Origin of the sequence: Winogradskya consettensis, assembly GCF_018332715.1 — a bacterium.
Taxonomy (GTDB): Bacteria; Actinomycetota; Actinomycetes; order Mycobacteriales; family Micromonosporaceae; genus Actinoplanes; species Actinoplanes consettensis.
Map to the genome: position 1 here is coordinate 71,700 of NZ_BOQP01000008.1, position 23,055 is coordinate 94,754.

The following is a 23,055-nucleotide window of genomic DNA, read 5'->3' on the forward strand; positions in this document are numbered from 1 at the left end:
GTCAGGAGGGCCTCCGAAGCTCGCAGGCGGAGGTGATGCCGCCGTCGTCGCTGCAGGTGAACAGCGCTCTGGTGGGGTGGGCGGCGACCAGCTGGCCGCGGCTCTGCAGCGGGAGCACGGCGACCTGCCGTCCGCTGTCCAGCTCCCACACCCGGGTCGTCCGGTCGTCGCTGGTGGAGACGACGAGCCGCCCGCGATCGCCGACGGCGACGTTCCGGACGTCGGCGCTGTGACCGCTCAACGGGGCGGCCGCGCCGGCGGCTGTCCATCGGAGGATCACGCCGTCCTCGCCCGCTGAGACGAGGGGGAACCGCGCGGTTCCGGCGGCGAGGTGGCGGACCCGGCCACGATGCGCCGCACCCGCCGTCGAGATGGGGGTGAGGGTGTTGTCCCAGGCGAGCACCTGGCCGGTGGCCGTGCCGGCGGCGAGCACACCCTCCGCGCCTACGGCACAGGCCGAGATCTCTGCGTCATCGCCCGGCCGCAGGACCGTCCGCGCGCCTGTCGCGGCATCGAGGAGGGCGACGGCGCCGGAGGTGTAGCCGACCAGGACCGCGCCGCGGTCCGGGTCCGGAGCCATCGTCGTGAGGCCCCGGTGCCCGTCCAGATGCCAGAGCGGATCGCCCGACGTGAGGCTCCAGGCGTTGACGGTCCCGTCGTCCTTGCCCGCCGACACGATGACGCCGTCCACGAACGCGCCGATGGTGGCCTCGGGATGTCTCAGGGTGTGGAGCTGCTCCTGGCCGGTGCCGAGGCGCCACACCTGGAGACCGGTTCCCCGGTCGACGGCGAGCAGGGTACGGCCGTCCGGCGTGGTGGCCGCCGCCCCGCAGAACCGCCGGCAGGTCTCGAACTCGCCGGACTTCTCCCCGGTGCGGGTGTTCCACCGCCGGGTGATGCCATAGGCGTCGATCGCGGCGACCGTGTCCTCGTCCGGGATCAGCCATAGGTGTTGCAGGAGTTTCCGGAACGGCTCCTGCTCGGCGTCGCCGAACAGCTCCGTGTCCCAGATGTGCACCCGGCCGTCCTGCCCCGCCGAGACGACGCGGGATCCGTCAGGTGACATGGCCACGGCGTCGGCGTCCCCCGAGTGGGCGCTCACCGTGCCGAGCAGGGTTCCCCGCCCGGTGTCCCAGAGCTGCAGCACCCCGCCGGTCAGCGCGGACACCGCCCGATCGAGGGTCGCATCGCCGGCGCAGGCCCACACCGCCGGTACCACGCCGAGGCCCGGGTCGTCGAGCCGGTGGATCCGCCGGAGTCCGGCATCGAGCACGTGGAGCCGGCCGTCGGCGGTGGCGGCGACGATCCTGGTCCCGTCCCCGCTGACCGCGCATCCGGTGACGGTGTGCCCGGTCGTGCAGAGCTGGACGGCCGGGCCGGGCGCCGGGTCGTCGCCCCCCGGCCAGGCCCGCAGGGTGCCGTCGTCGTAGCCCGCCACGATCAGCGCGCCGCCGGGGGTGATGGCGGCGCACGTCGCGTCGCTCCGGTCATCGAGGGTGCGGACGACCTCGAGGGTCCGGCCGTCGCAGAGCCGTACCCCGTCGCCGGCCACCACGATCCGGTCCTTCGCCGCGGACATCGCACGGCCGCTGGCACCCGCCGATGCCCCGCCGGTGTCGTGCCAGGCGCGCTCAGCGTCGTACCGCCAGCGATCCACCCTGCCGCCGCGGTCGAGGAGATACACGAACTCGCCGTGGGGATGGAACGCGCAGGACGTGATCATCCGTCCGTGCCCGGCAAGCCCCACCGGTTCGCGCCCCGACTCCAGGGCGAACAACCGGGCGTTCCCGTCGCGTCCACCGGCCAGCAGCCGGGTGCCGTCCGGGCTGATCGCGCAGCAGTCCACCTGATCGAACGCGGCCAGGACCCGGAGCAACCCGTCGGGCTCGGCCGGTCGCAGCAGCCCGGCCAGCGAATACTCGCCGGGACCGGGGTCCGCGCCGGCGGCGAGGGCGCGCGTGGCGGGCTCCGGATCCCAGCGGAGCCGGTTGATGAGCTGCTGCCGGAGCAGGGCAGGCTCCCGGCTGAGCAGATCACCCTCGAGCCGGACGGCACGGGCGAGAGCCGCCAGTGTGCGCCGGTGCTCCACCGAGGGGACGGCCCGCCGGTCATCGCTGTCCGTCATGAACCAGGTCCTTCGCCGACACCCGAACTCGGACTGAGGGTCAGCGCGACCATATCCGACCCGCCGGCTGCCGTCAGCCACCCGCAGGGGTGGCTGACGGGCCGTGCCCGGAGCGGATCAGGGCTTGGTGAGCAGGCAGCCGCTGATGGTGAGGTCGATGACGCGGGCCGAGGTCAGGCAGGTGGTGAACCAGTAGGTCTCCTGGCCGTAGCTCTGCCCCTCGATGACGGTGGTGGTGCCGTCCGCGGCGACCTCGCACGGGTTGTCGAGCGTGCACATCTCGCCGCTCTCGTTGCCCGTGTTGTTGATGCCGACGACCTGGCCCGTGGTGGTGTCGACGATCGGGGAGCCGGAGGTGCCGGGGATCGTGTCGCAGCCGGTGCTGTAGCGGATCGAGTCGTGCCAGGTCCACTCGTCCTCGCGGAGCTCGCCGACGAAACCGTTGATCGAGCAGTTCCAGATCTCTTTCCAGTAGCTCGACGGGATGGCCATCGTGCTGCCGGCGACCGGGTGGCTGCCCGAGATCGTCAGCGCGGTCACGCCGTACGAGCTGGTCAGGGCGGCGTACGTCGACGTCAGCCGGTAGAGGGTGACGTCGGTGCCGGTCATCGTCGCGTAGAGCACGCGGTCGGCGCGGACCCGGCCGAGGGAGGCGCCGGTGCTGCTCAGCAGCGTGCCGGTGCGGGTGCTCGTGCGGTTCTGCAGGACCTGGCCGGCGGAGAGGAAGCCGCCCTCGTAGCAGTGCCCGTTGGTGAGCATCATGGCCCGGTCGGTGCTGACCGAGCTCGGGTAGCGCACCAGGGACGCGGAGCAGTTGCTCAGCGCGATGGTCGAGGCCAGGGTCACCGCCTTCACCGCCGGTGCCGCCTTGACGGCGGCCTGCGCCGGGGCGGGCCCGAAGAGGATGCCGCCGGCAGCGGCGATGGCGGCGGCTCCGAGCGCAATCATTTTCCGTACGCGCACAGGTGGTCCCTTCCGAGAGCGCTGATCTACCTGCCCGAACCTTTACATCGGCGTTTATCGATGTCAACGCCCCGCTTTGCTCATACCACCGCCGTGACACGAGCGGGGCCATCGCGACACGACCAGCGTCGGCGCCACCGCCGTGACACGATCGGGGCATGATCGATTGGCGGCGCACGTCGCGGACCGGGGCGGGGATCACGCACGACTGCTACGAGAAGGGCTCCGGCCCGGGTGTGGTGCTCATCCCGGAGCTGCCCGGCATCACCCCTGAGGTGTACGCCCTCGGCGACCACCTCGCGGCGGCCGGCTTCACGGTCGTCATCCCGTCGCTGTTCGGCACCCCGGGACGCGCGGCCACCGGCGGGTACGTCCTCGGTGCCGTCGCCCGGGTGTGCGTGTCGGCGGAGTTCCGGGCGTTCGCCGTGGACGCGGCGCGGCCCGTCACCGCGTACCTGCGGAGTGTGAGCCGTGAGCTGGCGGCCCGTACCCCCGGCCGGGGTGTCGGTGTGATCGGGATGTGTTTCACCGGCGGTTTCGCCCTCGCGGCGGCCGTGGACGACGTGGTGCGGGCCCCGGTGCTGAGCCAGCCGTCCGCGCCGTTCCCCATCAGCGCCGCCCGTCGTGCCGACCCCGGGCTGTCCGCCGGCGAGCTCGCCCAGGTGAAGGCCCGGACAACCGGTGACGGACTCTGCGTGCTGGGCCTGCGGTTCAGCGAGGACCGGGCCTCTCCGGCGGAGCGTTTCCGAACGTTGCGGGCGCAGCTCGGGGACGCGTTCGAGGTCATCGAGCTGGACTCGTCGCCCGGCAACCCGGGCGGTTTCTCGAAGGGCGCCCACTCGGTGCTGACCGGCGAGGTCAGGGACGGCAACCCGGCCGCTGAGGCCCGGGACCGGATTGTCGCGTTCCTGCGGACCCGTCTGGTCTGAAGGACTGGCGTGCGGTTCCTACAGTGTCGGCCGTGACTGACGATCGTTTCCGTCCCGCACTGCTCAACGGACTGCGGGTGCTGCTCCTCGGTGGGGCGAGTCTTGTTCTCCTGGCGCTGTTCCTCGGCCCCGTCATCCGGATCATCGTTCACTGAGCGCAGGCGGTGCCGTTCACGGCGCACGTCCGCGGGCGGGTCGACGCGCCTTCGCGGGCGATGTGGAAACGCAGCGCGACCGTGGCTCCGGGTTCCACCGGCACCCCAGAGCGCCAGGTGTAGGTCTGGCCGTCGACCGTCAGGTTCGCCTGCGGCGCCGACTCCACCCAGGAGGTCCGCAGCGCGCCCGTGCCGGCCGCGAAGGTCAGCACGACGGTCCAGTCCGACGCCTCGGCGCCGGAATTCGAGACCAGGACCTCACCTATGTACGCGTCGTCGTACGCATCCACGAGCTGGTACTCGCCCGTGACCGTCGGCTTGACCGTGGGCTTCTGCGCCGGCGCCGGAACCCGCGACGGCGAAGGCGACGGCGAGCGTGACGGCGCCGGCGATGAGGTGCGCGGTGGGGGAGCGGGGGCCCTGGTCGGCGTACCTGTAGGGGTCGCACTTGATGGTGGGACCGGGATGAACGGCGCGAGAGGGATCGGCAGGACCTCGATCACCGGGCCGCGCTTCCAGGCAATCTGCTGGACGGCGGTTATCGCCAGCAGCGTGGAGAGCGCCCCCACCGCGGCGAATATCACGAGCCAGGGCAGCAGATCCCGCAATTGTCGCCTCATCGAAGGCGAACAATATCGAATTTGGATCTTCAGCAAAACTGCCAGTAAAGCTAACAGCTGTCGTCAGGCGAGCTCGAGGAGCAGTTCGCTGAGCTCGACGGGCATGGTGATCATGCAGTCGTGCCCGGTCGGCAGCTCCCGCACCTGCGCGGGGGAGCCGTTGGCCTGCACCGCCGGGACGGGTGGCAGGGCCAGGCCCGCATCACCGGCGACACACCGGATGTGGGTACGCGGGACCGCGCGCACGGCGGGATCGTCGAGCCGGACGGGTTGCTGCAGGCAGAGCACCGGGTGGTCCGACAGCATCGTGCGCAACCAGGCGATGTCGGCCGGATCGGTGACGCCGTACAGCCCGGCCGGTGCCGGCTGCTCCGGCAGCGGCGGCAGAACCCACGACGGAGCGACCGCGTCGAGCACGTCCTGCAACCAGGGCAGGACATCGACCCCGCTCCTGCCGTCCAGCGGTTCGTAGCTGTCGACGTAGACCAGGTGCGCGACCCGGTCCGGCCGCTCGTTGGCCGCGGACGCGATGACCGACGCCGCGTAGCTGTGCCCGACGAGCACCACGCCGGTCAGCTCGTCGTCGTCGATCAGCGTGACGATGTCACGGGCATGGGTGTCGAGGCCGACCTCGGGGCTGAGCAGGTGCGCCTTGTCGCCGTACCCGGTCAGGGACGGTGCGAGCACCCGATGCCCGGCGGCCTCCAGCAGCGGGACCACCCGGTCCCAGGAGTGCCCGTTGTGCCAGGCGCCGTGGACCAGCAGAAATGTTGTCATGATGATCATGGTGATGCACCTGCCGAGACCAGGCAATAAGGCACATTTAGGTGCCTGCGGTTCCCCGGAGGTAACGAGCACCGGCGCGCCCATTGTGGAGCCCCGGCCGCCTCGGATAGCTTTCCATCGTGCGACGTCGATATCTGGTGGTCCTGCTGTCCGTGCTCGCCCTGCTCACCCCGGCTGTCCCGGCTGCTGCCGCCGACGACCTGCTGGAGCGGCTGGAGGCCATTCCCGGGCTGACCGTCGTGTCGCAGAGCGCACCCCAGGGCTACCGGTTCTTCGTGATGACGTACCGCCAGCCCAGCGACCACCGCCACCCCGCACAGGGCACCTTCGAGCAGCGCCTCACCCTGCTGCACCGCTCCAGCATCGCCCCGGTCGTTCTCGCCACCGGAGGGTACGGGCTGAGCGCCAACCCCCAGCCCGGCCGCACCGAACCCACCGCGCTCCTCGACGCCAACCAGGTATCGGTCGAGCACCGCTTCTTCACGCCGTCCCGCCCGCAGAACGCCGACTGGTCCGACCTGACGATCTGGCAGGAGGCCACCGACGAACACCGGATCGTCCAGGCGCTCAAGGGCGTCTACGGCGGGCGCTGGATCCAGACCGGCGCGAGCAAGGGCGGCATGACCTCGGTCTACCACCGCCGCTTCTACCCCCGCGACATCGACGGCGTGGTCGCGTACGTCGCCCCGAACGACGCGATCAACCCCCTCGACGGCGCGTACGACCGCTTCTTCGCGACCGTGGGGCCGGCGGACTGCCGAGCCGCACTGGACGCCGTACAGAAAGAAGCATTGCGCCGCCGCGACCGCCTGGTCCCCCTGCTGGAAGCGGATGCCTCAGCCAACGGCTGGACCTTCACCCGCACCCTCGGCACCGCGGACCGCTCCTTCGAACTCACCGTCCTCGACACGGTCTGGGCCTACTGGCAGTACAGCTCAGCGGCGGACTGTCCTTCCGTCCCCACCGCCACCGCGACCGACGCTGACCTGTACGCCTGGATCGACTCGGTCGCCGGCTGGAGCTTCTACACCGACCAGGGCCTCGACTACTACACCCCGTACTACTACCAGGCCGCCACCCAACTCGGCTGGCCCGACCTCCGCTTCGACCACCTCCGTGGCCTACGCCGCTACCCCGGCCTCTACGCCCCGAACTCCACGCTCCCGGCCTCGCTCCGATCGCCGCACAACCCGCTCCCTATGCTCGACGTCGACCACTGGGTCCGCACCAGCTCCGAGCGCATGCTCTTCATCTACGGCCAGAACGACCCGTGGAGCGCCGAACAGTTCACACCGAGCGGGCGTGACTCGTTCCGCTACGTCGCCCCCGGCGCGAACCACGGCGCAAACATCGCCCGCCTCACCCCAGCCGACGCCACCGCGGCCACGGAGACCTTGCGCCGCTGGGCAGCCGCCCCCGCAACGACGGCCCGCCAGGCCACGGCAGCACTGCCCCACGAGGACATGCTCCCGACCCGAGGATTGTCCGTGCGCTGAACCTGTTGCCGGGAGACACCGACGCCCGGCCGGGAGCCCTGACGGTCGGGGACCAAACAGTTCCACCAACCCTGCAACCAAGCTGGGGCCACCTGCTGAGTGAACACCCCGAGTACCTGGCCGCCCTTCACCAGGGTCCATGGTGAAGGGCGCAGGTGCTGCAAAGCTCGACCCTGCGCAGACTGGCCAGCGCCCACAGGTCGTGCGAGGGCAGCACACGCTCCGCATCGTGCGGGATGCACGCTGGCGCCGGCTCACCGGTCCTGGCCGCGTGGGCAATCGTTCGATGTCCTTCCGGCACTGTGATCGTGAGATTGCTGTAGTCATGCGCAGGCGGCCGGCCGTCGACCGTGGAGGTCTGAACGGGATTGATGATCTCGTACCAGGTGATGAGGTCAGGCTGATCGATCGCGCGTGCGGCGAGGGCGGGGGCTACCAGGGCGACGTTCAGCGCGAGAAAAGGTTCGCGGGCGGGGCCGACAGTGACTCCGGGCCGGTACAGCTCGACCACCAGCCAAGCGATATCGGGTGCCGCGTCCCGCGCGGCGTCCACCTCCGCGCCGTCCCGGTAGCGGCGGACCGGCACCTGTGATGCGTACCGTGGATCAAGTTTGTGCAGGGCCTCCGCGGCGGCATCGACCTCGCAGCCGTAGAGCATGACGCCCCTCATCGGCAGCCTTTCAGTAGTGGGCCTGGATCTGGAGGACAGGGTGGCCGAGGAGGGCGGCTGTTGTGGTGAGCTCGTGGTCGCTGAGTTCCCAGGGGCCGCGGGTCCAGTTCTTGATGGTGATCTCGAAGCGGGCGAAGCCGAGGGGGTCCTCGAAGCGTAGTTCGGGCAGGGCGAGGGCGGCTCCGCAGCAGGGGACGGTCACCGCCAGGTCGTTGAGGGTGGGGTCGTTGCCGGTTCTGACCTGCAGGAGGTCCCAGAACCAGTCCACACCGATCGAGGCCTCGCACCGCGGGCAGAACACATCTTCCAAGTACTCGCCGCCGTCGATCACCGCGATGCGGTCATAGAACAGCGGCTCGACCGACTCGACGTGGTCGCCCGGCCCCGCGAACAGCCCGGCAACGTACTCCGCAGCGGCGATGGCAGCCTCGGGCGTGGGCTGCCACTCGAGGTCTGTGGGGATCACCCGGATCAAGAGTTCGCTCATCTCACCCTCCTGCGCTGCGGGAGATGGTAGGGGTGCACTCTGTGTGATTCAGGATCTGACACCGAGTGGGAGAAACAATATGGGTACGTGGGACGTCGGGCCGTTCGACAACGATGCCGCCGCGGACTGGTGCGGTGGCCTGAATGACGCGGCCCCGGAACGACGACCAGCGCTGATCCGTGACGCACTGGTCCGGGTCGCGGAGCACGACGACGAGTATCTCGACAGCAGCTATGCGGAGAAGGCCATCGTCGCCGCAGCCGTCGTCGCTTCCCTGCTACCGGGCGGGACGGGGATCAACACCCCGTACGCGCCGGACTTCCTTCTGGAGGGCGGCACCGTGACAGTCGCCGATGACGTCCCCGCGATCGCGGTGCGAGCCCTGGACCGGGTCGTCGAGGAGAACTCGGAGTGGCGCGAGCTGTGGGAGGAGGCCGGGGACTCGTATCCGCGGGCACTCGCCTCGGTGCAGGTCGTCCGCTCCTTCCTGGAACGGGCAATCAGCCCTGCATGATGGCTGGCACGAGCTCGCGGGTTTGAAGGGCTTTCCATGATTCTGGGGGACGGGTGTATCAACTGGCCGCTGTTGTCGGCGATGAGGGGATGCTCCGGGATCGGGTGGCCGGGGTGAGCCACGGGGTCGTCGGAGTGCTTCGCGGTGGCCTGGCGATGGTGCCGGTCAGTGATGCGTTGTTCGAGGAGCTGGCCGGCTCCTGGCGCGGTGGCCCGTTCTTCGAGCAGATGCCACCGGCGTTCGACCGGGCGCTGGCCGGGTGGTCCGTGCACGGCCCGCTCGCGTTCGTGCAGGCCAGTTTTCACGGCGGCGACGGGGAGCAGCTCGCCGCCGTGTGGCGCGACGGGGCGCTGGCCTGGGGCCCGGTCTTCGACGGCGGGTTCGACGGTCCGCGGGAGCAGTGGCCGATCAACGCCGCGCTGGCACAGCTCGGTTTGAAGCAGAGCGGCCGTGCGTACTCATGGAACCCGGACCTGCCCGTCGACCTGTTCGACGAGGTCGGATTCGGCCTGGAACGCGACATGACCGATTGGCTCGCCCGCGCTCGGAACGGCCTGGTACCGCCCTCCCTCGAGGCGCTGGCGCGGGAACGGCAACGCCACGACGTCGAGCGGGCACTGGCTCGGATTCGCCCGGATCTGGACGGCCGGGCGATCATGACGCTGCTGGACATCGCACCCGGGCCGCACGTCGGCGCGGCGACGCGGCGGTTGCGCGAACTGAGTCTCGAACGGGGTCCGCTACCCCGTGCGGAGGCCGAGGCCGAACTGCGCGCGTGGGCTCACGAGCAGGGCATCGGCTAACCCGCAAGTGACAGGTTTGGCCGACCTGGCGATGGCGCCCGGGATGCCAGAAAGGTGAGGTCGACGACGAGATCACCAGCGGTCAGGATTCCTCCTTGCTTCCGAGCTGACGCTGCGCTCGGTCGGTGAGTTCGCCGGAGACCTTGCCCATCATTGATCTGGCGCGGCCGACGGCGCCCATGCCGAAACGGCCGGCGGCGCCGACTCCGTCCGCACCGGTCTCCAGGACTTTGTCCTTCACCTCGGTGCTGGTGTCGAGGACCCTGTCCCGCACGTCTGCGGCCGCGTCGAGCCAGCGCCTCGCGTTCCAGGACTGGCGATCGCGTTCGATGCCGAGGCAGCCGTTGAAGTCGACAACGGTGGTGGAGATGTGGTTGGTCGAATGGACGACGGAGCGAGAGGTCGTCGGGTTGAGCAGAACCTTCGCGTTAGCGGTGCCGGCGGCGTCGTCCATCCTGGCCAGCAGGCGCTCGGTGGCGCGGGAGATGAGGTCGAGGCGGTTGCCGCGGGCGATGCGGATGCCGACGCGATGGTTCTCCAGCTCTTCCGGGGAGGCGTCGAGCACGCGGTCGAGTTCGAGGATGGCGACCGCGTCCTGGAGCTGGAAGCAGCGGGCCAGGACAGCCAGCCACTCCTGGACCTTGATCTCGGCTTCCTTGGTCGATTTGGCCAGGTCACCGACCTTGGTCTGACTCTCGAGTTTCTCGGCAACGGCGTCGAGCTGCCGCAACGCGTACGCCTGGGTGCGGGCGAGCGGCACCGGAGTGGCCTGCACCTTCGACCAGGTGACCTCGGAGACCCGGCCGACCTGCGCGCGGATCATCAGGGCCTCGTCGATGACGAGTTCAACGCCGATCATGTCGGCGACCACGGCATCGGTCTGGGCGCGCAGGACGGCGTCGACCTTCGCGTCGATCACGGCGAGATAGTCGGTGATCTCGTCCATGGCCTGCTGCATCGCGAGCTGTGCCATGAGCCCGGCGGCACCGGTCAGGACCGCGGGACTGGTCAGCATCGCGCCGGGCTTCTGCACGATCTGCAGCAAGCCGGTGATCTTGCCGTGGTCGGTGAGTACCGCCCGGCCGACACCGTCCGTCGGCCCTTTCATCAGGGGGTACTTCTTCATCGCCCGGGCGGACTCCGCGGTCAGCTTGACCCAGCGGCCGGAGTGCTCGGCGATCACGGAGCCGGCCTGGGCGACTGCCGAGCCGGCGTGAAGGGTCGAGCTGAGCCGTGAGAGGCCGAGATCCTGAGACGGCAGTCGCTCCGCGGTCAGGAAACGATCGACAGCCGCCGGATGCCCGATGACCGCCAGGCCATCGCCGTCACTGATCAGCTGGATTTCGTTCTCCACCGTCTGCTCCTCAAGAAGTGAGGCCCCACGCTATCGTCGGCGTCTCCGGCCTCACCATGGTCCGCTCGTCTCGAGGATCTCGAGATCGGAGGATGTCGCACAGCAGGTGGAGCCGGATGGCACGGAGGTGGGTATCGGTGCGCCATACATGGGTTTCGTCGCTCGGTGGGCCGTTGGTTGTCGTTCCTCGATCGGCGCTGACGCTCTGGGATGGCGGTGATGAGGGGGACTACGGCCGGGCGTGTGCGGTGGATGGTTACCTCGGGCTGGTCGCTGTTGGTCAGCAGCGGGCGCTGGTGCTGGGTGATGAGCCCACGCTTACGACGTACCTTCCTGCAGAGCGGTTGTTCCTGCGGTGGGCGGCAGCGTATGAGGAAGCGGACCTGGTGAGCGCCGCGCGTCGGGCGGTCCGTGACGGCGTGGAGTGGGATGCCGGGGAGGATGTTCGCTGGGTGGTGGACGGCCCGGTGGTGTTGTTCGATTCGGTTTGGCCCGGGGCGGATCTGGAGCCGGACAACCATCTGGTGGTCGATCTGCTTCCAGGCACGTACCGGGTGCGGGCGACGTATCGCGTCGATGGCGACAACTGGATGGTCCTCGTCCAGCTCCAGCCCGTGCCGTGAAGCCCATAGGCTGTCGCGAGTGGATGATGAGCTGACTCGCGCGCAGTTCGACGCACTGATGAACGAGCGGGGCGGCGACCGGGAGATTCTGGTGGCGCTGCTGAACGAGTGCGTGGGGCGATGGCCGTGGTGGGACCGCTCGTGGAAGGTCATCGAGATCCGGGAGGTGCGGACCCGGCGGCTCAACACATTGCAGCGCCGGGTTGTCGTGAACGGGGTGGTCGGCAGGGACACGGGGGAGACGCTGCCGTTGTCCTTCACCGTACGAGTGTGGGGGCCGGGGCGTGTCCGGTTCGAGGTGCGGGTGGTGGATGCCCTTGTCGGGGAATCAGTTCGGGACAGTGATCCGTATCCGTTCGGGTTGATTCTGTGTGCGTTGATGGACCGGCGGGGGCTTTCGCGGAGGGACGTGGCTCACCGCTGCGGACTCGCCCAGTCGACCGTGGCGAAGATGATGGCGGGATACATGGTGCCTCGAGAGCGAGGCCTTCTGGCCGGCCTGGCGGCGGCGCTCGACCTCTCCGTCGGCGATCTGCGGGCAATCGCAGGCCTGCCCGCCGACGACTGAACAGGCCTGCCCGCCGACGACTGAAATAGCCGTAGCCGTAGCCCGGGCGCTGGTCAGGGCGGTCAGGTATCGCGGCGGGGGGTGAGGGCGACCTGGTCCACGGCGGGGGCGCCGTCTGCTGCGTCGGCGGCGACGGATGCGGCTTTCAGGGGGTCGGGGACGTCCAGGCTGGTGCGGAGGGTGACTGGTCTGAGGAGGACGGCGGCGACGATGCCCAGGGCTGCTACGGCCGCTGAGATCAGGAAGACCTGGCCGGTCGCGTCGCCGAACGCTGTCGCGGGGGAGGCGCCGGCGGCCGTGGATGACGCTACCTGGCGGGCCAGGACTGCGCCGAGGACCGCGACGCCGATCGTGCCGCCCAGGGAGCGGAAGAAGGCGACCGTTGAGCTTGCCGCGCCGATGTCGCTCAGGGGGACCACGTTCTGGACGACCAGGACGAAGTTCTGCAGGGTCATGCCGACGCCCGCGCCGACCAGGACCATTGCTACGGCGATGAGGGCTATGGGCGTACCCGCGTCTATGAGGCTGAGGAGCACGAAGCCGGCGGTGAGGGAGATCGCGCCGGTGACCACGAAGGGTTTGATGCGGCCGGTGCGGGTGATCAGGCGGCCGGCGACGATGGAGGCGATGAGGATGCCGGCCATCATGGGGATGGTGAGCAGGCCGGCCTGGGTGGGGGTGTGGCCGCGGCTGAGCTGGAAGTACTGGGTGAGGAAGACGGTGGCGCCGTACATGGCGGTGCCCGCGGCGAGGCTGCCGAGGATGGCCAGGGCGGTGGTGCGGCCGCGCAGGATGCGGGGCGGGACGATGGGTTCGGCGGCTCGGGTCTCCACCCGGGCGGCCAGGATGAGCAGGAGGACGGCGCCGCCGGCCATGGCGAGGGTTTGCCAGGAGAGCCAGGCGAAGGCGTCGTCGACGAAGGAGATCCAGATGAGCAGGAGGCTGACGCCCGCGGTGATCAGGGTGGCGCCCGCGTAGTCGATGGTGACGTTGTCGCGGCGGACGACGGCGATTCGCAGGGTGAGCTGCAGCAGGACGAGGGCGGCCACGGCGAACGGGATGGCGATGAAGAAGCACCAGCGCCAGCCGAGCCAGGACGTGTCGACGATGACGCCGCCGAGCAGCGGGCCGCCGATCGTGGAGACCGCGGTGACGCTGCTCAGGTATCCGCTGTAGCGGCCACGTTCGCGGGGCGGGATCATCGCGGCGATCGCGATCTGCACGAGGGCCTGCAGGCCGCCGACGCCGATGCCCTGCAGGGCGCGGGAGGCGATGAGCTGGCCGACGTTCTGACTGAGACCCGCGGCGAGGGAGCCGGCGACGAAGACCACGATCGCGATCTGGACGAGGGCCTTCTTGCTGAACAGGTCGGCGAGTTTGCCCCAGATCGGGGTGGCGGCGGTCGCGGCGAGCAGGGTCGCGGTGACCACCCACGTGTACTGGGACTGCGTACCGTGCAGGTCGCCGATCATCCGCGGTAGTGCGGTGGACACGACGGTGCTGCTCAGCGTCGAGACGAACAACGCGAGCAGCAGGCCGCTGAGGGCTTTAGGGGTGCTCATCGGGCTTTTCCAGGAGGGAGAGGATGGTGCCTTCGCCGTCGGCGGCGAGGTGGAGGGTGCCGTCGGGGGCGACCGCGAGGCCGGCGAATCGCTGGGGTACGCCCGGCATGCCGTTGGTGAACAGGTCAGTGCAGGGGAGCGGCGTTCCGACCGCAAGTTCCGTGATGTCAGTACGCGCAGAGCCCGTCACCAGGTCGAGCACGCGCAACGATCGCGTGCCCGCCTCCACGACGAACAGCTCGTCACCCCGGACGGCGATGCCCTGTGGGTCGATCAGGTCCGCAAGAACCACGGCAGAGTCGCGATAGACCACCCCGTGGCCGGAATCGCTGATGTACAGGCGCCCCGAGGCGTCCAGGGCCACGTCGACGGGATGGCCGAGATCGGTCACCAGCGGCGTCACGGTGTCGTCCGGGGAGATCGCCACCACGCGTCCCGCCCCGGCTTCGGCGACGAGAATTGCGCCGTCCGCGCGTACACACAGGCCCAGGGGTTGATCGAGGCCCGAGGCCCGCGTGCGCACCTGGCGTGACCCGCGGTCGTACGTCTTGACCTGGCCGTATTGGGACGTCAGGTGGAGCAGGTCGCCGTCGGCGACGATGCCGTGGACGAAGTGCAGGAGCTCGTCGGCGGGGTCGGGCGGGCTGGCGATGCGGTAGTGGTCCCCGGCGTGGACCCTGCCGTGCAGGTCGACGGTGATGCCGTAGGGGCCGCTCAGGCCGCGCGGCACGATCTCGCGGGTGCGGCCGTCGGGGTGCAGTTCCAGCACGCCGCCGGTGGAGAAACTGGAGACGAACATCCGGTTCTCCGCGTCGAAGGCCGCGTTGTCCAGTCCGGCCACGTTGCTGACTTTTTCGGTACGCCCACCGCTGCCGAACAGATCGACGCAGGTCACGACCCCGTTCACGCCCCGCGACAGCACCTGCAGCACACCCCCGCGGTCGAAGCGGACGGCCACCGGATCGCTCACCCCGGCCTCGACGAGTTCCGGGTCGCCGCCGTCGGGAGAGATCCGGAAGATCTGCCCGGTGACCATGTGCGGGTAGTACAGATTGCCGTCCGGGCCGCGCTGCATGGCGTTGCCCAGCGCGAGCCCCTCGGTGAGCACCACGGGCTCGCCGCCGCCGGGGAAGAGCTCCAGCAGCCGCCCGTTCATCCGCATCTCGTTGACGAACAGGCGGTCGCCGACGCAGGTGATGCCGTTCGGTACGCGTACCGAATCGGACACCAGGTCGTAGTCGCCCGCGGGAGTGCGCCGCCAGACCCGGCCCGGCACCAGGTCGGCGATGTACATGGCACCGTCCGGGCCGAACGCGAGATCGTCCGGGGCCTCGACCGGGCTGTCCGGGCCGGTGATGTCCTCGAGGTCCCCGGTGGTGAGGTCGAGGGCGCTGATCCGCCCGGCGAGGAACTGCGCGATGTAGAGCCGCCCGTCCGGGCCGAACGCGACGCCGTTGGAGCCCCACAACCGGTTCGGCGCCATCATCCTGCGGATCTCCCACCGGCTGCTCACCGGCTCGGACGTCCCGCAGCGGCTCACTTGCCGACCAGGACGTCGTCCAGCCCGCCGCCGGCACGCCATTCCCGCAGCAGGGCGTGGAAGGCGACGGGACCCGGACCGTACGCGTTGTTGACCGTCCTCGGTTTGCCCTCGTTGTTGTAGTAGCCGGGGGTGCACTCGGAAAGGAACTCGTAGTTGTCCGGTGCGTTCGCGCGGATCGTGGCGACCCACGCGCTCTCGGCCTCGGCGCTCGGCTCGATGCGGGCGGCCCCCGACTCGCGGGCCGCGGCGACGACCGCGCCGATGTGGGTGGCCTGCTCCTGCAGCACGTGCACGAAGTTCACCGACGCGGCGTTCTGCAACGAGCCGAGGTGGAACAGGTTGGGGAATCCGTTGCTGTAGAAGCCGTGCAGCGTACGCGGCCCCTGCGCCCACGAGTGCAGCAACTGCGTCCCGCCGCGGCCGTGCACGGGCAGGCTCCCCGAGAGGATCCCGGACATGCCGACCGCGAAGCCGGTCGCGAAGACCACGCAGTCGACCTCGTACTCCCGGTCGCCGACGACGATCGAGGTCTGCGTCATCCGCTCGATGCCGCCGTGGTCCGCGGTGTCGACCAGCGTGACGTTGCCCCGGTTGAACGCCTGCAGATACAGGTCGCTGAACGTGGGCCGCTTGCACATGTAGCGGTACCAGGGTTTGAGCAGCTCCGCGGTGGCCGGGTCGTCGATCACCTCATCGACGCGGGCCCGGATCTCGCTCATCTTCACGAAGTCGGCGTACTCGCTGGTGTCCTCGCCCGCGGGGACGGTGCCGGGCAGCATCTTGCGTTGCAGCAGCGCGGTGCCGGTCCAGCCGTCGCCGACCAGGTCCTCCTCGGCGTCGCCGCCGGTGACGACGGACAGGAAGTTCTCCATCCGGGCCTGCTGCCAGCCCGGTTGCAGGGACTTCGCCCATTCCGGGTCGGTCGGGCGGTTGGCCCGTACGTCGACCGAGGACGGCGTGCGCTGGAAGACGTACAACCGCTGGGAATCGCGGGCCAGGTGCGGGATGACCTGGATGCCGGTCGCGCCGGTCCCGACAACGGCGACCCGCTTGTCCGCGAGCTTCGTCAGGCCGCCGTACTGGTCGCCGCCGGTGTAGTCGTAGTCCCAGCGGCTCGTGTGGAACGTGTGGCCCCGGAAGTTCTCGATGCCGGGGATGCCGGGCAGTTTCGGCTGGGTGAGGGTGCCGCTGGAGACGACGACGTAGCGGGCGCGGGTCTCGTCGCCGCGGTCGGTGCGCACGATCCACTCGGCGCTGTCGTCGTCCCAGCGCAGCTCGGTGACGCGGGTGTGGAACAGGGCGTCGTCGTAGAGACCGAACCGTTGCGCGATCGCGACGGCGTGCTGCCGGATCTCCTCGCCGGGGGCGTACCGCATGGTCGGGACCGTGCCGACCTCCTCCAGCAGGGGCATGTACACGTACGACTCGATGTCGCAGTGGATGCCGGGATAGCGGTTCCAGTACCAGGTGCCGCCGAAGTCACCGGCCTCCTCGACCATCCGGATGCTCCCGACGCCGGCCTGGCGCAGCCGTGCCCCGGTCAGCAGACCGCCGAACCCGCCACCGATCACCAGGGCCTCGACCCGGTCGGTCAGCGGTTCACGCTCAGTCCTCGGCGTGTACGGGTCGGTCGCGTAGTAGCCGAACTCACCGGTCGTGCGCTGGTACTGGGCGTTGCCGTCGGGGCGGATGCGGCGCTCACGCTCGGCTCGGTACCTGGCGCGGAGGGCAACGAGGTCGGGGGAGTCGGATGTGGACATAGGGGATAGCTAATCGACCTTGGGGCGTACCCGTCAAGCAATTGACTTAAATCGCATGACGTCAGGTTCTCGTCAGGATCGTGTGATTCGCTGCCCTTTGTGGACTCACTGCGCTTCGCGGGTAGAACCGTCATCGTGACCGGGGCCGGCTCGGGGATCGGCCATGCGACCGCCACCCGGATCGTGGCCGGGGGTGGCAAGGTCGTGGCCGTCGACATCAACGCCACGAGCTGGGACAACGGTGTCGTCGGCGACCTCACCGATCCCGCGCTGATCGGGCGGATCGTCGAGGCGGCCGGCGGGCCGGTGCACGGGCTGGCGAACGTCGCCGGGATCATGGACGGGTTCCTGCCGCCCGACGAGGTCGACGACGCCACCTGGGACCGGGTCCTCGCCGTGAACCTCACCGCGGTGATGCGGCTGACCCGGGCGGTGCTGCCGGGAATGATCGAGGCGGGCGGTGGGGCGATCGTCAACGTCGCGTCCGAGGCGGCGCTGCGGCCGTCGGCTGCCGGGGCGGCGTACACCGCCTCCAAGCACGCCGTGGTCGGCTACACCAGGAGCGTCGCGTTCTTCCACGGCCCGCAGGGGGTGCGCGCCAACGCCGTCGCTCCCGGGCCGACCGTGACCAACATCGAAGGATCGATGCGCTCCGCGTACGCAGCACGCCGCGCCGGTCCGGTCATGCAGGCCACGATGCCGCCGCCGACGTCCGCGGACCGGATCGCCGCCGCGATCACCTGGTTGCTCAGCGACGACTCGGCCAACGTGAACGGGATCGTCCTGCCGAGCGACGGAGGATGGGCCGTTGCTTGACTTTCCGGATATAGCGGGCATTAACTGATTTCTATGCATACGTTCCCCATGGCACGTGCAGCGAAATGCCCGTTCGACCCGCCGCCGCAGCTCAAGGACCTGCAGGAAGAGGCCCCGCTGACCCGCGTCGAGCTCTGGGACGGCTCGACCCCGTGGCTGGTCACCCGTTACGAGGAGCAGCGCACTTTGCTGCGCGACCCCCGCCTCAGCTCCGTGGTCACCCGCCCCGGCTATCCGTCACCGGCGCCGCTTCGTCCCGGCGCGGACTCGATCGGTTTCATCCTCATGGACGACCCGGAGCACATGCGGCTGCGGCGCATGGTCACCGCCCCGTTCGCGATGAAACGCGTCGAGGCCATGCGCCCCGCCGTGCAGCGCATCGTCGACTCGCTCATCGACGACCTGCTCGCCGGCCCTAACCCGGTCGACCTGGTCGAGGCGTTCGCGCTGCCGGTGCCGTCGCTGGTGATCTGCGAGCTGCTAGGCGTCCCCTACGCCGACCACGACCTGTTCCAGGCACACAGTCGCAACCTGGTCAGCCGCTCGGTCTCCCCGGAGGACCGCGGTGCGTCCTTCGGCGTGCTCAACGACTACCTCGCCGGGCTGCTGGAGAAGAAGGCTCTTGAACCCGCTGAGGACGTCCTGTCCGGCCTCGCCACCCGCGTCACGGCCGGCGAACTGACCCTCCGCGAAGCCGCCGGCATGGGCGTCCTCCTCCTGATCGCCGGCCACGAGACAACGGCCAACATGATCGCTCTGGGTACGGCCGCCCTGCTCGAGAACCCCGGCCAGCTGGCCCTGCTGCGCTCTTCCTCCACCGACCCGGCGCTCGTCGAATCCGCCGTCGAGGAGTTGCTGCGCTACCTCAACATCACCCACAACGGCCGCCGCCGCTCGGCCGTCGAGGACATCGAGATCGCCGGCGAGACCATCCGCGCCGGCGAGGGCGTCATCATGGCCAACGACATCGGCAACCGCGACCCCGCGATCTTCGAAAACCCCGACGACCTCGACCTGACCCGCACCGGCAACCGCCACGTCGCCTTCGGCTTCGGCATCCACCAGTGCCTCGGCCAGCCCCTCGCCCGCCTGGAACTCCAGGTCGTCTACAGCACCCTCTACCGCCGTATCCCCACCCTGCGACTGGCCACCGACCTGGAGAAGATCCCCTTCAAACACGACGGCTCTGTGTACGGGGTCTACGAACTCCCGGTCACCTGGTGACTTATCCCGTACGCCCCGAGCGCCCCGAGAAACTCCGCCGCGTCGAGCACTTCCCCCGGAGCCGCCACCCCCGTCCGCGCCGTAGCCGTCAGCCGTAGCAGCGTCTCAACGGCGATGACGGCGGTGGTGCCGTACGTGTCCCGCCCCTCGACGACGCCCTGTACTTCGCGGTTGTCGAGGGTGCGGGCGTCGACGACGTACCGGAAACGCTGGAGTCGCCGATCCTCCTCGCCCGGCCCTTCCGGCAAGCTCTCGATCAGCCCTGCGGCCAGCGGTGTGCCGAACCCCGCCGCGAGCGCCGTACTGACAAATCCCTCGACCCGCCCGACCTGGACGTGCCGCGGAATGGTCAGCACCTCGGTCAGCGGGAAACCGGTGTCGCCCTCGGTGCGGGGCCGCCACCTGATCCCGGCGAGCGACCGCAGGGAACCCCGCGAAGCGCCGCCGCCACCCACGATGTCGTGCGTGACAGCGATATCCGCGAGCGGCCCCCACCGGTCCGCGATCAGATGGGCGAGCAGATCGGTAGGCACCCCGGCATCGGTGGCTGCCGGCACAGCGGGCCCCATACCGCTCAACGCGTACGTGTCCCTCAGGTAAGCCTGCTCGCCCGCGGTGTCGACATAGGGGATTCCGGCGTCCAGCGCTGCCCGCAACGGCCCGAGCCCGGAGATCAGGAACGGCCCGGCGCAGTTGACGACCCCGTCGGAGCCGGTGAACGCCTCTGTCAGGGCCGCGTGATCGGTCGCGGCGGCGTCCGCGCGCCCGAGCGGGACGGCGGCGATGGCACGGCGGGCGAGCTCGGCCAGGACGAGACGCCCCTGGTAGCCGGCCGCGCCGTAGACGGCAATCTTCATTCCCCGACGCTATGGCTGCTCGATGAGCTGTTCAATGCGTGAAACAGCCTTCTCCATGTGCGATACGTTCACTGTCATGGACGTTCTGTCCGACGCTGTTGCCACTTTGCGGATCGGCCGTCCGCACTCGTCGATCGTCCGGCTCACGTCGGACCGTGCTCTCGGGGCGGTGGCGGGTGCGGGCTTCCACGTCGTACTCGAAGGTTCCTGCCTGGTCACGACGGCCTCAATTCCCCCGGTGCCGCTCGCAGCCGGCGATGTCGTCTTCCTGCCGCAGGGCAGCGCACACGGCCTTTCCGGCGCCGACGCCGTCCTGCTGTGCGGTGCCTACCTGCTCGACCGTTCCCGGTCCCACCCGCTGCTCGACGGCCTGCCCCCGGTGATCCACCTGCCGTCCGGCTCCTGCGACGGACTGCGCACCACAGTGGACCTCGTCGGCGCCGAACTGCGGGGTTCGCGCCCGGGGGCCGACGCGATGCTGCCCGCTCTGCTCGACGTGCTTCTGCTGCAGATGCTGCGCGCTCACTATTCCGAATCCGACACCGGCTGGGCAGCGACTCTGCGCGACCCCGCGGTCGCCGCCGTGCTCCGTGCCATCCACGGTGACGTTGCCCGCCCCTGGACGGTGCCGGCCCTGGCCGCTGAGGCGAGCCTGTCCCGGGCCGCTCTCGGCCGCCGGTTCACGGCCCTGGTCGGCCGTCCGCCCCTGTCCTACCTCACCTGGTGGCGGATGACCGTGGCGGCCGGTCTGCTCACCGCCTCGGCCGCACCCCTGGCCACGATCGCCCGGCAGGTGGGTTACACCTCGGAGTTCGCCTTCGCGGCAGCGTTCAAACGCTCGCACGGCCGGCCCCCGGGGGTCTTCCGGCGTGAGTCAGCGCCGCCTGGTGTTCTGAGTCCTTGATTCGTTTGCAGTAGGTGGCGAGGGTGTCAGGTCCAGTTGCGGGGCACGACGGTGCGCCGAAACCCACGATGCCGCAACATCCTGCGGCTTCAGGTGTCAAGCATGGACCAATCGCGTCTGGCCGGAAGGCATACGTTTCGCTGTCGGACACGATTACTCGGACTTGACGAACCGCGCCGCACAAAGTTGTCGTATATCGGTGCTTCGCGCAACATCTAGCCTCGTGACCTTGCGGCCGTTGGTGTCCCGTGGCGGAGAGTCGCGTCCGGACCGGCCGGAATGACGAGCCAGGGCCCTACGTCCGGACCAAACCGCCGACGAGATTCTTGCCACCTGACTGCGAACGAATCAAGGGCTCAAGACAGCAGGCCGACCGTGATCAGGCCGCTGTTTAGGTTGTGCGCAATTAAGTTGTGCACAACTTAATTGCGCACAACCTAATCGCACGCAACCTAAAGGTGTTAGGCGAATGTGTGTTAGCTTTAGGGAGTGCAGAGGGCGGGGTTGACGAGGGAGCGGCTGGTGCTGGCCGGGGCCGAGTTGGCGGATGAGATCGGGTTCGCGGCGGTGACGGTGTCCGAGCTGGCGCGGCGGGCCGGGGTGAAGGTGCCCAGCCTTTATTCGCATGTGCGCAACTCGCAGGATCTCAGGACCGGGGTCGCGCTGCTGGCGCTGGAGGACCTGGCCGATCGCGGTTCCGCGGCGCTGGCCGGGCGGGCCGGTAAGGACGCTCTCGCCGCGCTGGCGAACGTCTACCGTGACTATGCGCGTGAGCATCCCGGGCGGTATGCGGCTGCCCAGATGCCCCTCGACACGGAAACGGCCCTCGGCAGTGCCGGCCCCCGGCATTCGCAGATGACGCGGGCGATCCTGCGGGGCTATGACCTCGCCGAACCCGATCAGACCCATGCCGTGCGCCTGCTGGGCAGCGTTTTCCACGGCTACGTCAGCCTCGAGCTGACCGGCGGGTTCAGTCACAGCGCCCCGGACTCCGCGGAGTCGTGGGTGCGGATCCTGGACGCGCTCGACGCGATGCTGCGGGCCTGGCCCCCTACCCCGGAAAGGTGAGCACCATGGACTGGATCACGACGCCGATCACGGCGGAGCTGCTGCGCGGCGCGTCGGAGCTGGAAAGCACCTCGCGCGGGTTGCTGCCGCACCGGCTGCCGGCGTGGGCCCGCGCGCAGAGCCCCGACCCGCAACTGGCGATGGTGGAGGCGCAACCTTCGGGTGTGCGCCTCGTCTTCCGCACCCGCGCGACCGCGGTCGAGCTGGAAACCCTGCCCACCAAGCGGGTGTACGCGGGATTCCCGCCGCGTCCCGAAGGTGTCTACGACCTGCTCGTCGACGGCCGGCTCACCCGGCAGGGCAGCGTGACCGGCGGCAACACCCTGACCATCGACATGGCGACCGGCACTGCCGACTACCGCGACGGCGACCCGGGAGCCGTGGTCTTCGACGGGCTGGCGGGCGGGTCCAAGGTCGTCGAGATCTGGTTGCCGCACAACGAGACCACCGAGCTCGTCGCGTTGCGCACCGACGCTCCGATCGAGGCGGTCGCGGATTCGGGGCGCCGGGTGTGGTTGCATCATGGCAGCTCGATCAGTCACGGTTCGGATGCCGCGAGCCCGTCGGCGACGTGGCCCGCGCTTGCCGCGGCTGCCGGGGGCGTGGAGCTGATCAACCTGGGGCTGGGCGGCAGTGCGTTGCTCGACCCGTTCACCGCGCGGACGATGCGGGACACCCCGGCCGACCTGATCAGCGTCAAGATCGGGATCAACCTGGTGAACGCCGACCTCATGCGGTTGCGTGCCTTCATCCCGGCCGTGCACGGGTTCCTCGACACGATCCGGGACGGGCATCCCGGCGTGCCGCTGCTGGTGATCTCGCCGATCCTGTGCCCGATCCACGAGGACACCCCGGGGCCGGGAGCGTTCGACATCGAGGCTCTCAAGGAGGGCCGGGTCGCGTTTGTCGCCACCGGTGAGCCCGGCGGCGGGAGGCTGACCCTGCGCATGATCCGCGAGGAGCTGGCCCGGATCGTCGCGCAGCGGGCTGCCCATGACCCGAACCTGCACTACCTCGACGGATTGGACCTCTACGGCGAGGGGGATCCGCCGTTGCCGGACCGGCTGCACCCCGACGCGGCGACCCACCGGCTCATGGGTGAGCGCTTCGCCAAGGCCGCGTTCGGCGGCGTTTTCGCCGCTGGAAGATAGGCGTGGGGGCGGGGAATGGGGAGGGCGCCTCATTCCCCGCCGAGGATGATTCGCAGAGCCACGCGGTACTTCGCTGA

22 protein-coding genes and 1 pseudogene are annotated in these 23,055 nt (G+C 69.7%); 12 read left to right on the forward strand and 11 right to left on the reverse strand.

Going from position 1 to position 23,055, the window contains the following annotated elements; all coding sequences use genetic code 11:
• Position 1 precedes the first annotated feature (1 nt).
• Together Aco04nite_RS08875 and Aco04nite_RS08880 are read right to left on the reverse strand one after the other, a co-directional pair.
• Complete coding sequence (locus Aco04nite_RS08875) at positions 2–2,125, reverse strand: WD40 repeat domain-containing protein (RefSeq protein WP_212996710.1); 2,124 nt, start codon at positions 2,123–2,125, stop codon at positions 2–4.
• A 117-nt stretch (positions 2,126–2,242) separates the two neighbouring features.
• A complete protein-coding gene (locus tag Aco04nite_RS08880) occupies positions 2,243–3,073 on the reverse strand; it encodes a S1 family peptidase (RefSeq protein WP_244875834.1) in 831 nt (276 codons plus the stop codon).
• 173 nt (positions 3,074–3,246) lie between these two features.
• On the opposite strand from Aco04nite_RS08880, the gene Aco04nite_RS08885 reads away from it, so the two are divergent.
• Both Aco04nite_RS08885 and Aco04nite_RS49540 read left to right on the forward strand, forming a co-directional pair.
• Positions 3,247–4,017 carry a dienelactone hydrolase family protein gene (locus Aco04nite_RS08885; RefSeq protein WP_212996712.1) on the forward strand — a complete coding sequence of 257 codons (771 nt, stop codon included), beginning with the start codon at positions 3,247–3,249 and terminating at the stop codon, positions 4,015–4,017.
• A 32-nt stretch (positions 4,018–4,049) separates the two neighbouring features.
• Complete coding sequence (locus tag Aco04nite_RS49540) at positions 4,050–4,172, forward strand: hypothetical protein (protein WP_280519323.1); 123 nt, start codon at positions 4,050–4,052, stop codon at positions 4,170–4,172.
• On the opposite strand, the gene Aco04nite_RS08890 is transcribed toward Aco04nite_RS49540, so the two are convergent.
• Together Aco04nite_RS08890 and Aco04nite_RS08895 are read right to left on the reverse strand one after the other, a co-directional pair.
• The gene (locus Aco04nite_RS08890) at positions 4,166–4,792 is read right to left on the reverse strand and encodes a cellulose binding domain-containing protein (protein ID WP_212996713.1); all 627 of its coding nucleotides are present in this window, start codon (positions 4,790–4,792) and stop codon (positions 4,166–4,168) included. The genes Aco04nite_RS49540 and Aco04nite_RS08890 overlap by 7 nt on opposite strands.
• A gap of 63 nt (positions 4,793–4,855) precedes the next feature.
• Positions 4,856–5,569 carry an alpha/beta fold hydrolase gene (locus tag Aco04nite_RS08895; RefSeq protein WP_212996714.1) on the reverse strand — a complete coding sequence of 238 codons (714 nt, stop codon included), beginning with the start codon at positions 5,567–5,569 and terminating at the stop codon, positions 4,856–4,858.
• Between the two features lie 128 nt (positions 5,570–5,697).
• On the opposite strand from Aco04nite_RS08895, the gene Aco04nite_RS08900 reads away from it, so the two are divergent.
• A complete protein-coding gene (locus Aco04nite_RS08900; protein WP_212996715.1) occupies positions 5,698–7,074 on the forward strand; it encodes a S28 family serine protease in 1,377 nt (458 codons plus the stop codon).
• 127 nt (positions 7,075–7,201) lie between these two features.
• Here Aco04nite_RS08900 and Aco04nite_RS08905 read toward each other — a convergent pair whose 3' ends face one another.
• Together Aco04nite_RS08905 and Aco04nite_RS08910 are read right to left on the reverse strand one after the other, a co-directional pair.
• Positions 7,202–7,732 (reverse strand): hypothetical protein, encoded by a 531-nt coding sequence (locus Aco04nite_RS08905; protein WP_212996716.1) that lies wholly within the window; start codon positions 7,730–7,732, stop codon positions 7,202–7,204.
• 22 nt (positions 7,733–7,754) lie between these two features.
• The gene (locus Aco04nite_RS08910; protein ID WP_212996717.1) at positions 7,755–8,231 is read right to left on the reverse strand and encodes a hypothetical protein; all 477 of its coding nucleotides are present in this window, start codon (positions 8,229–8,231) and stop codon (positions 7,755–7,757) included.
• Positions 8,232–8,310: 79 nt separating this feature from the next.
• On the opposite strand from Aco04nite_RS08910, the gene Aco04nite_RS08915 reads away from it, so the two are divergent.
• Together Aco04nite_RS08915 and Aco04nite_RS48675 are read left to right on the forward strand one after the other, a co-directional pair.
• Positions 8,311–8,745, forward strand: coding sequence for a DUF4259 domain-containing protein (locus Aco04nite_RS08915; protein ID WP_212996718.1), 435 nt, complete (start codon positions 8,311–8,313; stop codon positions 8,743–8,745).
• A gap of 608 nt (positions 8,746–9,353) precedes the next feature.
• Positions 9,354–9,548 (forward strand): annotated as a pseudogene (locus Aco04nite_RS48675) (CCA tRNA nucleotidyltransferase); the annotation flags it as partial.
• Between the two features lie 82 nt (positions 9,549–9,630).
• Here the strand turns inward: Aco04nite_RS48675 and Aco04nite_RS08925 are convergent.
• On the reverse strand, positions 9,631–10,902 hold the full coding sequence (locus Aco04nite_RS08925; protein WP_212996720.1) for a hypothetical protein: 1,272 nt from the start codon (positions 10,900–10,902) through the stop codon (positions 9,631–9,633).
• Between the two features lie 116 nt (positions 10,903–11,018).
• Between Aco04nite_RS08925 and Aco04nite_RS08930 the strand changes: the two genes are divergently transcribed.
• A complete protein-coding gene (locus tag Aco04nite_RS08930; RefSeq protein WP_212996721.1) occupies positions 11,019–11,525 on the forward strand; it encodes an Imm21 family immunity protein in 507 nt (168 codons plus the stop codon).
• 19 nt (positions 11,526–11,544) lie between these two features.
• The gene (locus Aco04nite_RS08935; protein ID WP_212996722.1) at positions 11,545–12,093 is read left to right on the forward strand and encodes a helix-turn-helix domain-containing protein; all 549 of its coding nucleotides are present in this window, start codon (positions 11,545–11,547) and stop codon (positions 12,091–12,093) included.
• Positions 12,094–12,155: 62 nt separating this feature from the next.
• Here the strand turns inward: Aco04nite_RS08935 and Aco04nite_RS08940 are convergent, their stop codons facing one another.
• From Aco04nite_RS08940 to Aco04nite_RS08950, 3 genes are read right to left on the reverse strand one after another with little or no spacing between them, the layout of a single operon-like run.
• On the reverse strand, positions 12,156–13,655 hold the full coding sequence (locus tag Aco04nite_RS08940; RefSeq protein WP_212996723.1) for an MDR family MFS transporter: 1,500 nt from the start codon (positions 13,653–13,655) through the stop codon (positions 12,156–12,158).
• Positions 13,642–15,168: a Vgb family protein gene (locus tag Aco04nite_RS08945; protein WP_212996724.1), complete on the reverse strand. Its 1,527-nt coding sequence runs from the start codon at positions 15,166–15,168 to the stop codon at positions 13,642–13,644. The genes Aco04nite_RS08940 and Aco04nite_RS08945 overlap by 14 nt, the downstream gene beginning before the upstream one ends.
• A gap of 23 nt (positions 15,169–15,191) precedes the next feature.
• The gene (locus Aco04nite_RS08950; protein ID WP_212996725.1) at positions 15,192–16,958 is read right to left on the reverse strand and encodes a flavin-containing monooxygenase; all 1,767 of its coding nucleotides are present in this window, start codon (positions 16,956–16,958) and stop codon (positions 15,192–15,194) included.
• A gap of 99 nt (positions 16,959–17,057) precedes the next feature.
• Here Aco04nite_RS08950 and Aco04nite_RS08955 point away from each other — a divergent pair, with 99 nt between their 5' ends.
• Positions 17,058–17,774 (forward strand): SDR family NAD(P)-dependent oxidoreductase, encoded by a 717-nt coding sequence (locus Aco04nite_RS08955; protein ID WP_212996726.1) that lies wholly within the window; start codon positions 17,058–17,060, stop codon positions 17,772–17,774.
• Positions 17,775–17,822: 48 nt separating this feature from the next.
• A complete protein-coding gene (locus Aco04nite_RS08960) occupies positions 17,823–18,998 on the forward strand; it encodes a cytochrome P450 (RefSeq protein ID WP_244875836.1) in 1,176 nt (391 codons plus the stop codon).
• Here the strand turns inward: Aco04nite_RS08960 and Aco04nite_RS08965 are convergent.
• Positions 18,974–19,855: a saccharopine dehydrogenase family protein gene (locus Aco04nite_RS08965; RefSeq protein WP_212996728.1), complete on the reverse strand. Its 882-nt coding sequence runs from the start codon at positions 19,853–19,855 to the stop codon at positions 18,974–18,976. The genes Aco04nite_RS08960 and Aco04nite_RS08965 overlap by 25 nt on opposite strands.
• A gap of 76 nt (positions 19,856–19,931) precedes the next feature.
• Between Aco04nite_RS08965 and Aco04nite_RS08970 the strand changes: the two genes are divergently transcribed.
• The 3 genes from Aco04nite_RS08970 to Aco04nite_RS08980 all read left to right on the forward strand — a co-directional run bounded on the left by Aco04nite_RS08970 (position 19,932) and on the right by Aco04nite_RS08980 (position 22,978).
• A complete protein-coding gene (locus Aco04nite_RS08970; protein WP_212996729.1) occupies positions 19,932–20,759 on the forward strand; it encodes an AraC family transcriptional regulator in 828 nt (275 codons plus the stop codon).
• 504 nt (positions 20,760–21,263) lie between these two features.
• Positions 21,264–21,827 carry a TetR/AcrR family transcriptional regulator gene (locus tag Aco04nite_RS08975; RefSeq protein WP_244875837.1) on the forward strand — a complete coding sequence of 188 codons (564 nt, stop codon included), beginning with the start codon at positions 21,264–21,266 and terminating at the stop codon, positions 21,825–21,827.
• Between the two features lie 5 nt (positions 21,828–21,832).
• Positions 21,833–22,978 (forward strand): GDSL-type esterase/lipase family protein, encoded by a 1,146-nt coding sequence (locus Aco04nite_RS08980; RefSeq protein WP_212996731.1) that lies wholly within the window; start codon positions 21,833–21,835, stop codon positions 22,976–22,978.
• Positions 22,979–23,055 lie beyond the last annotated feature (77 nt).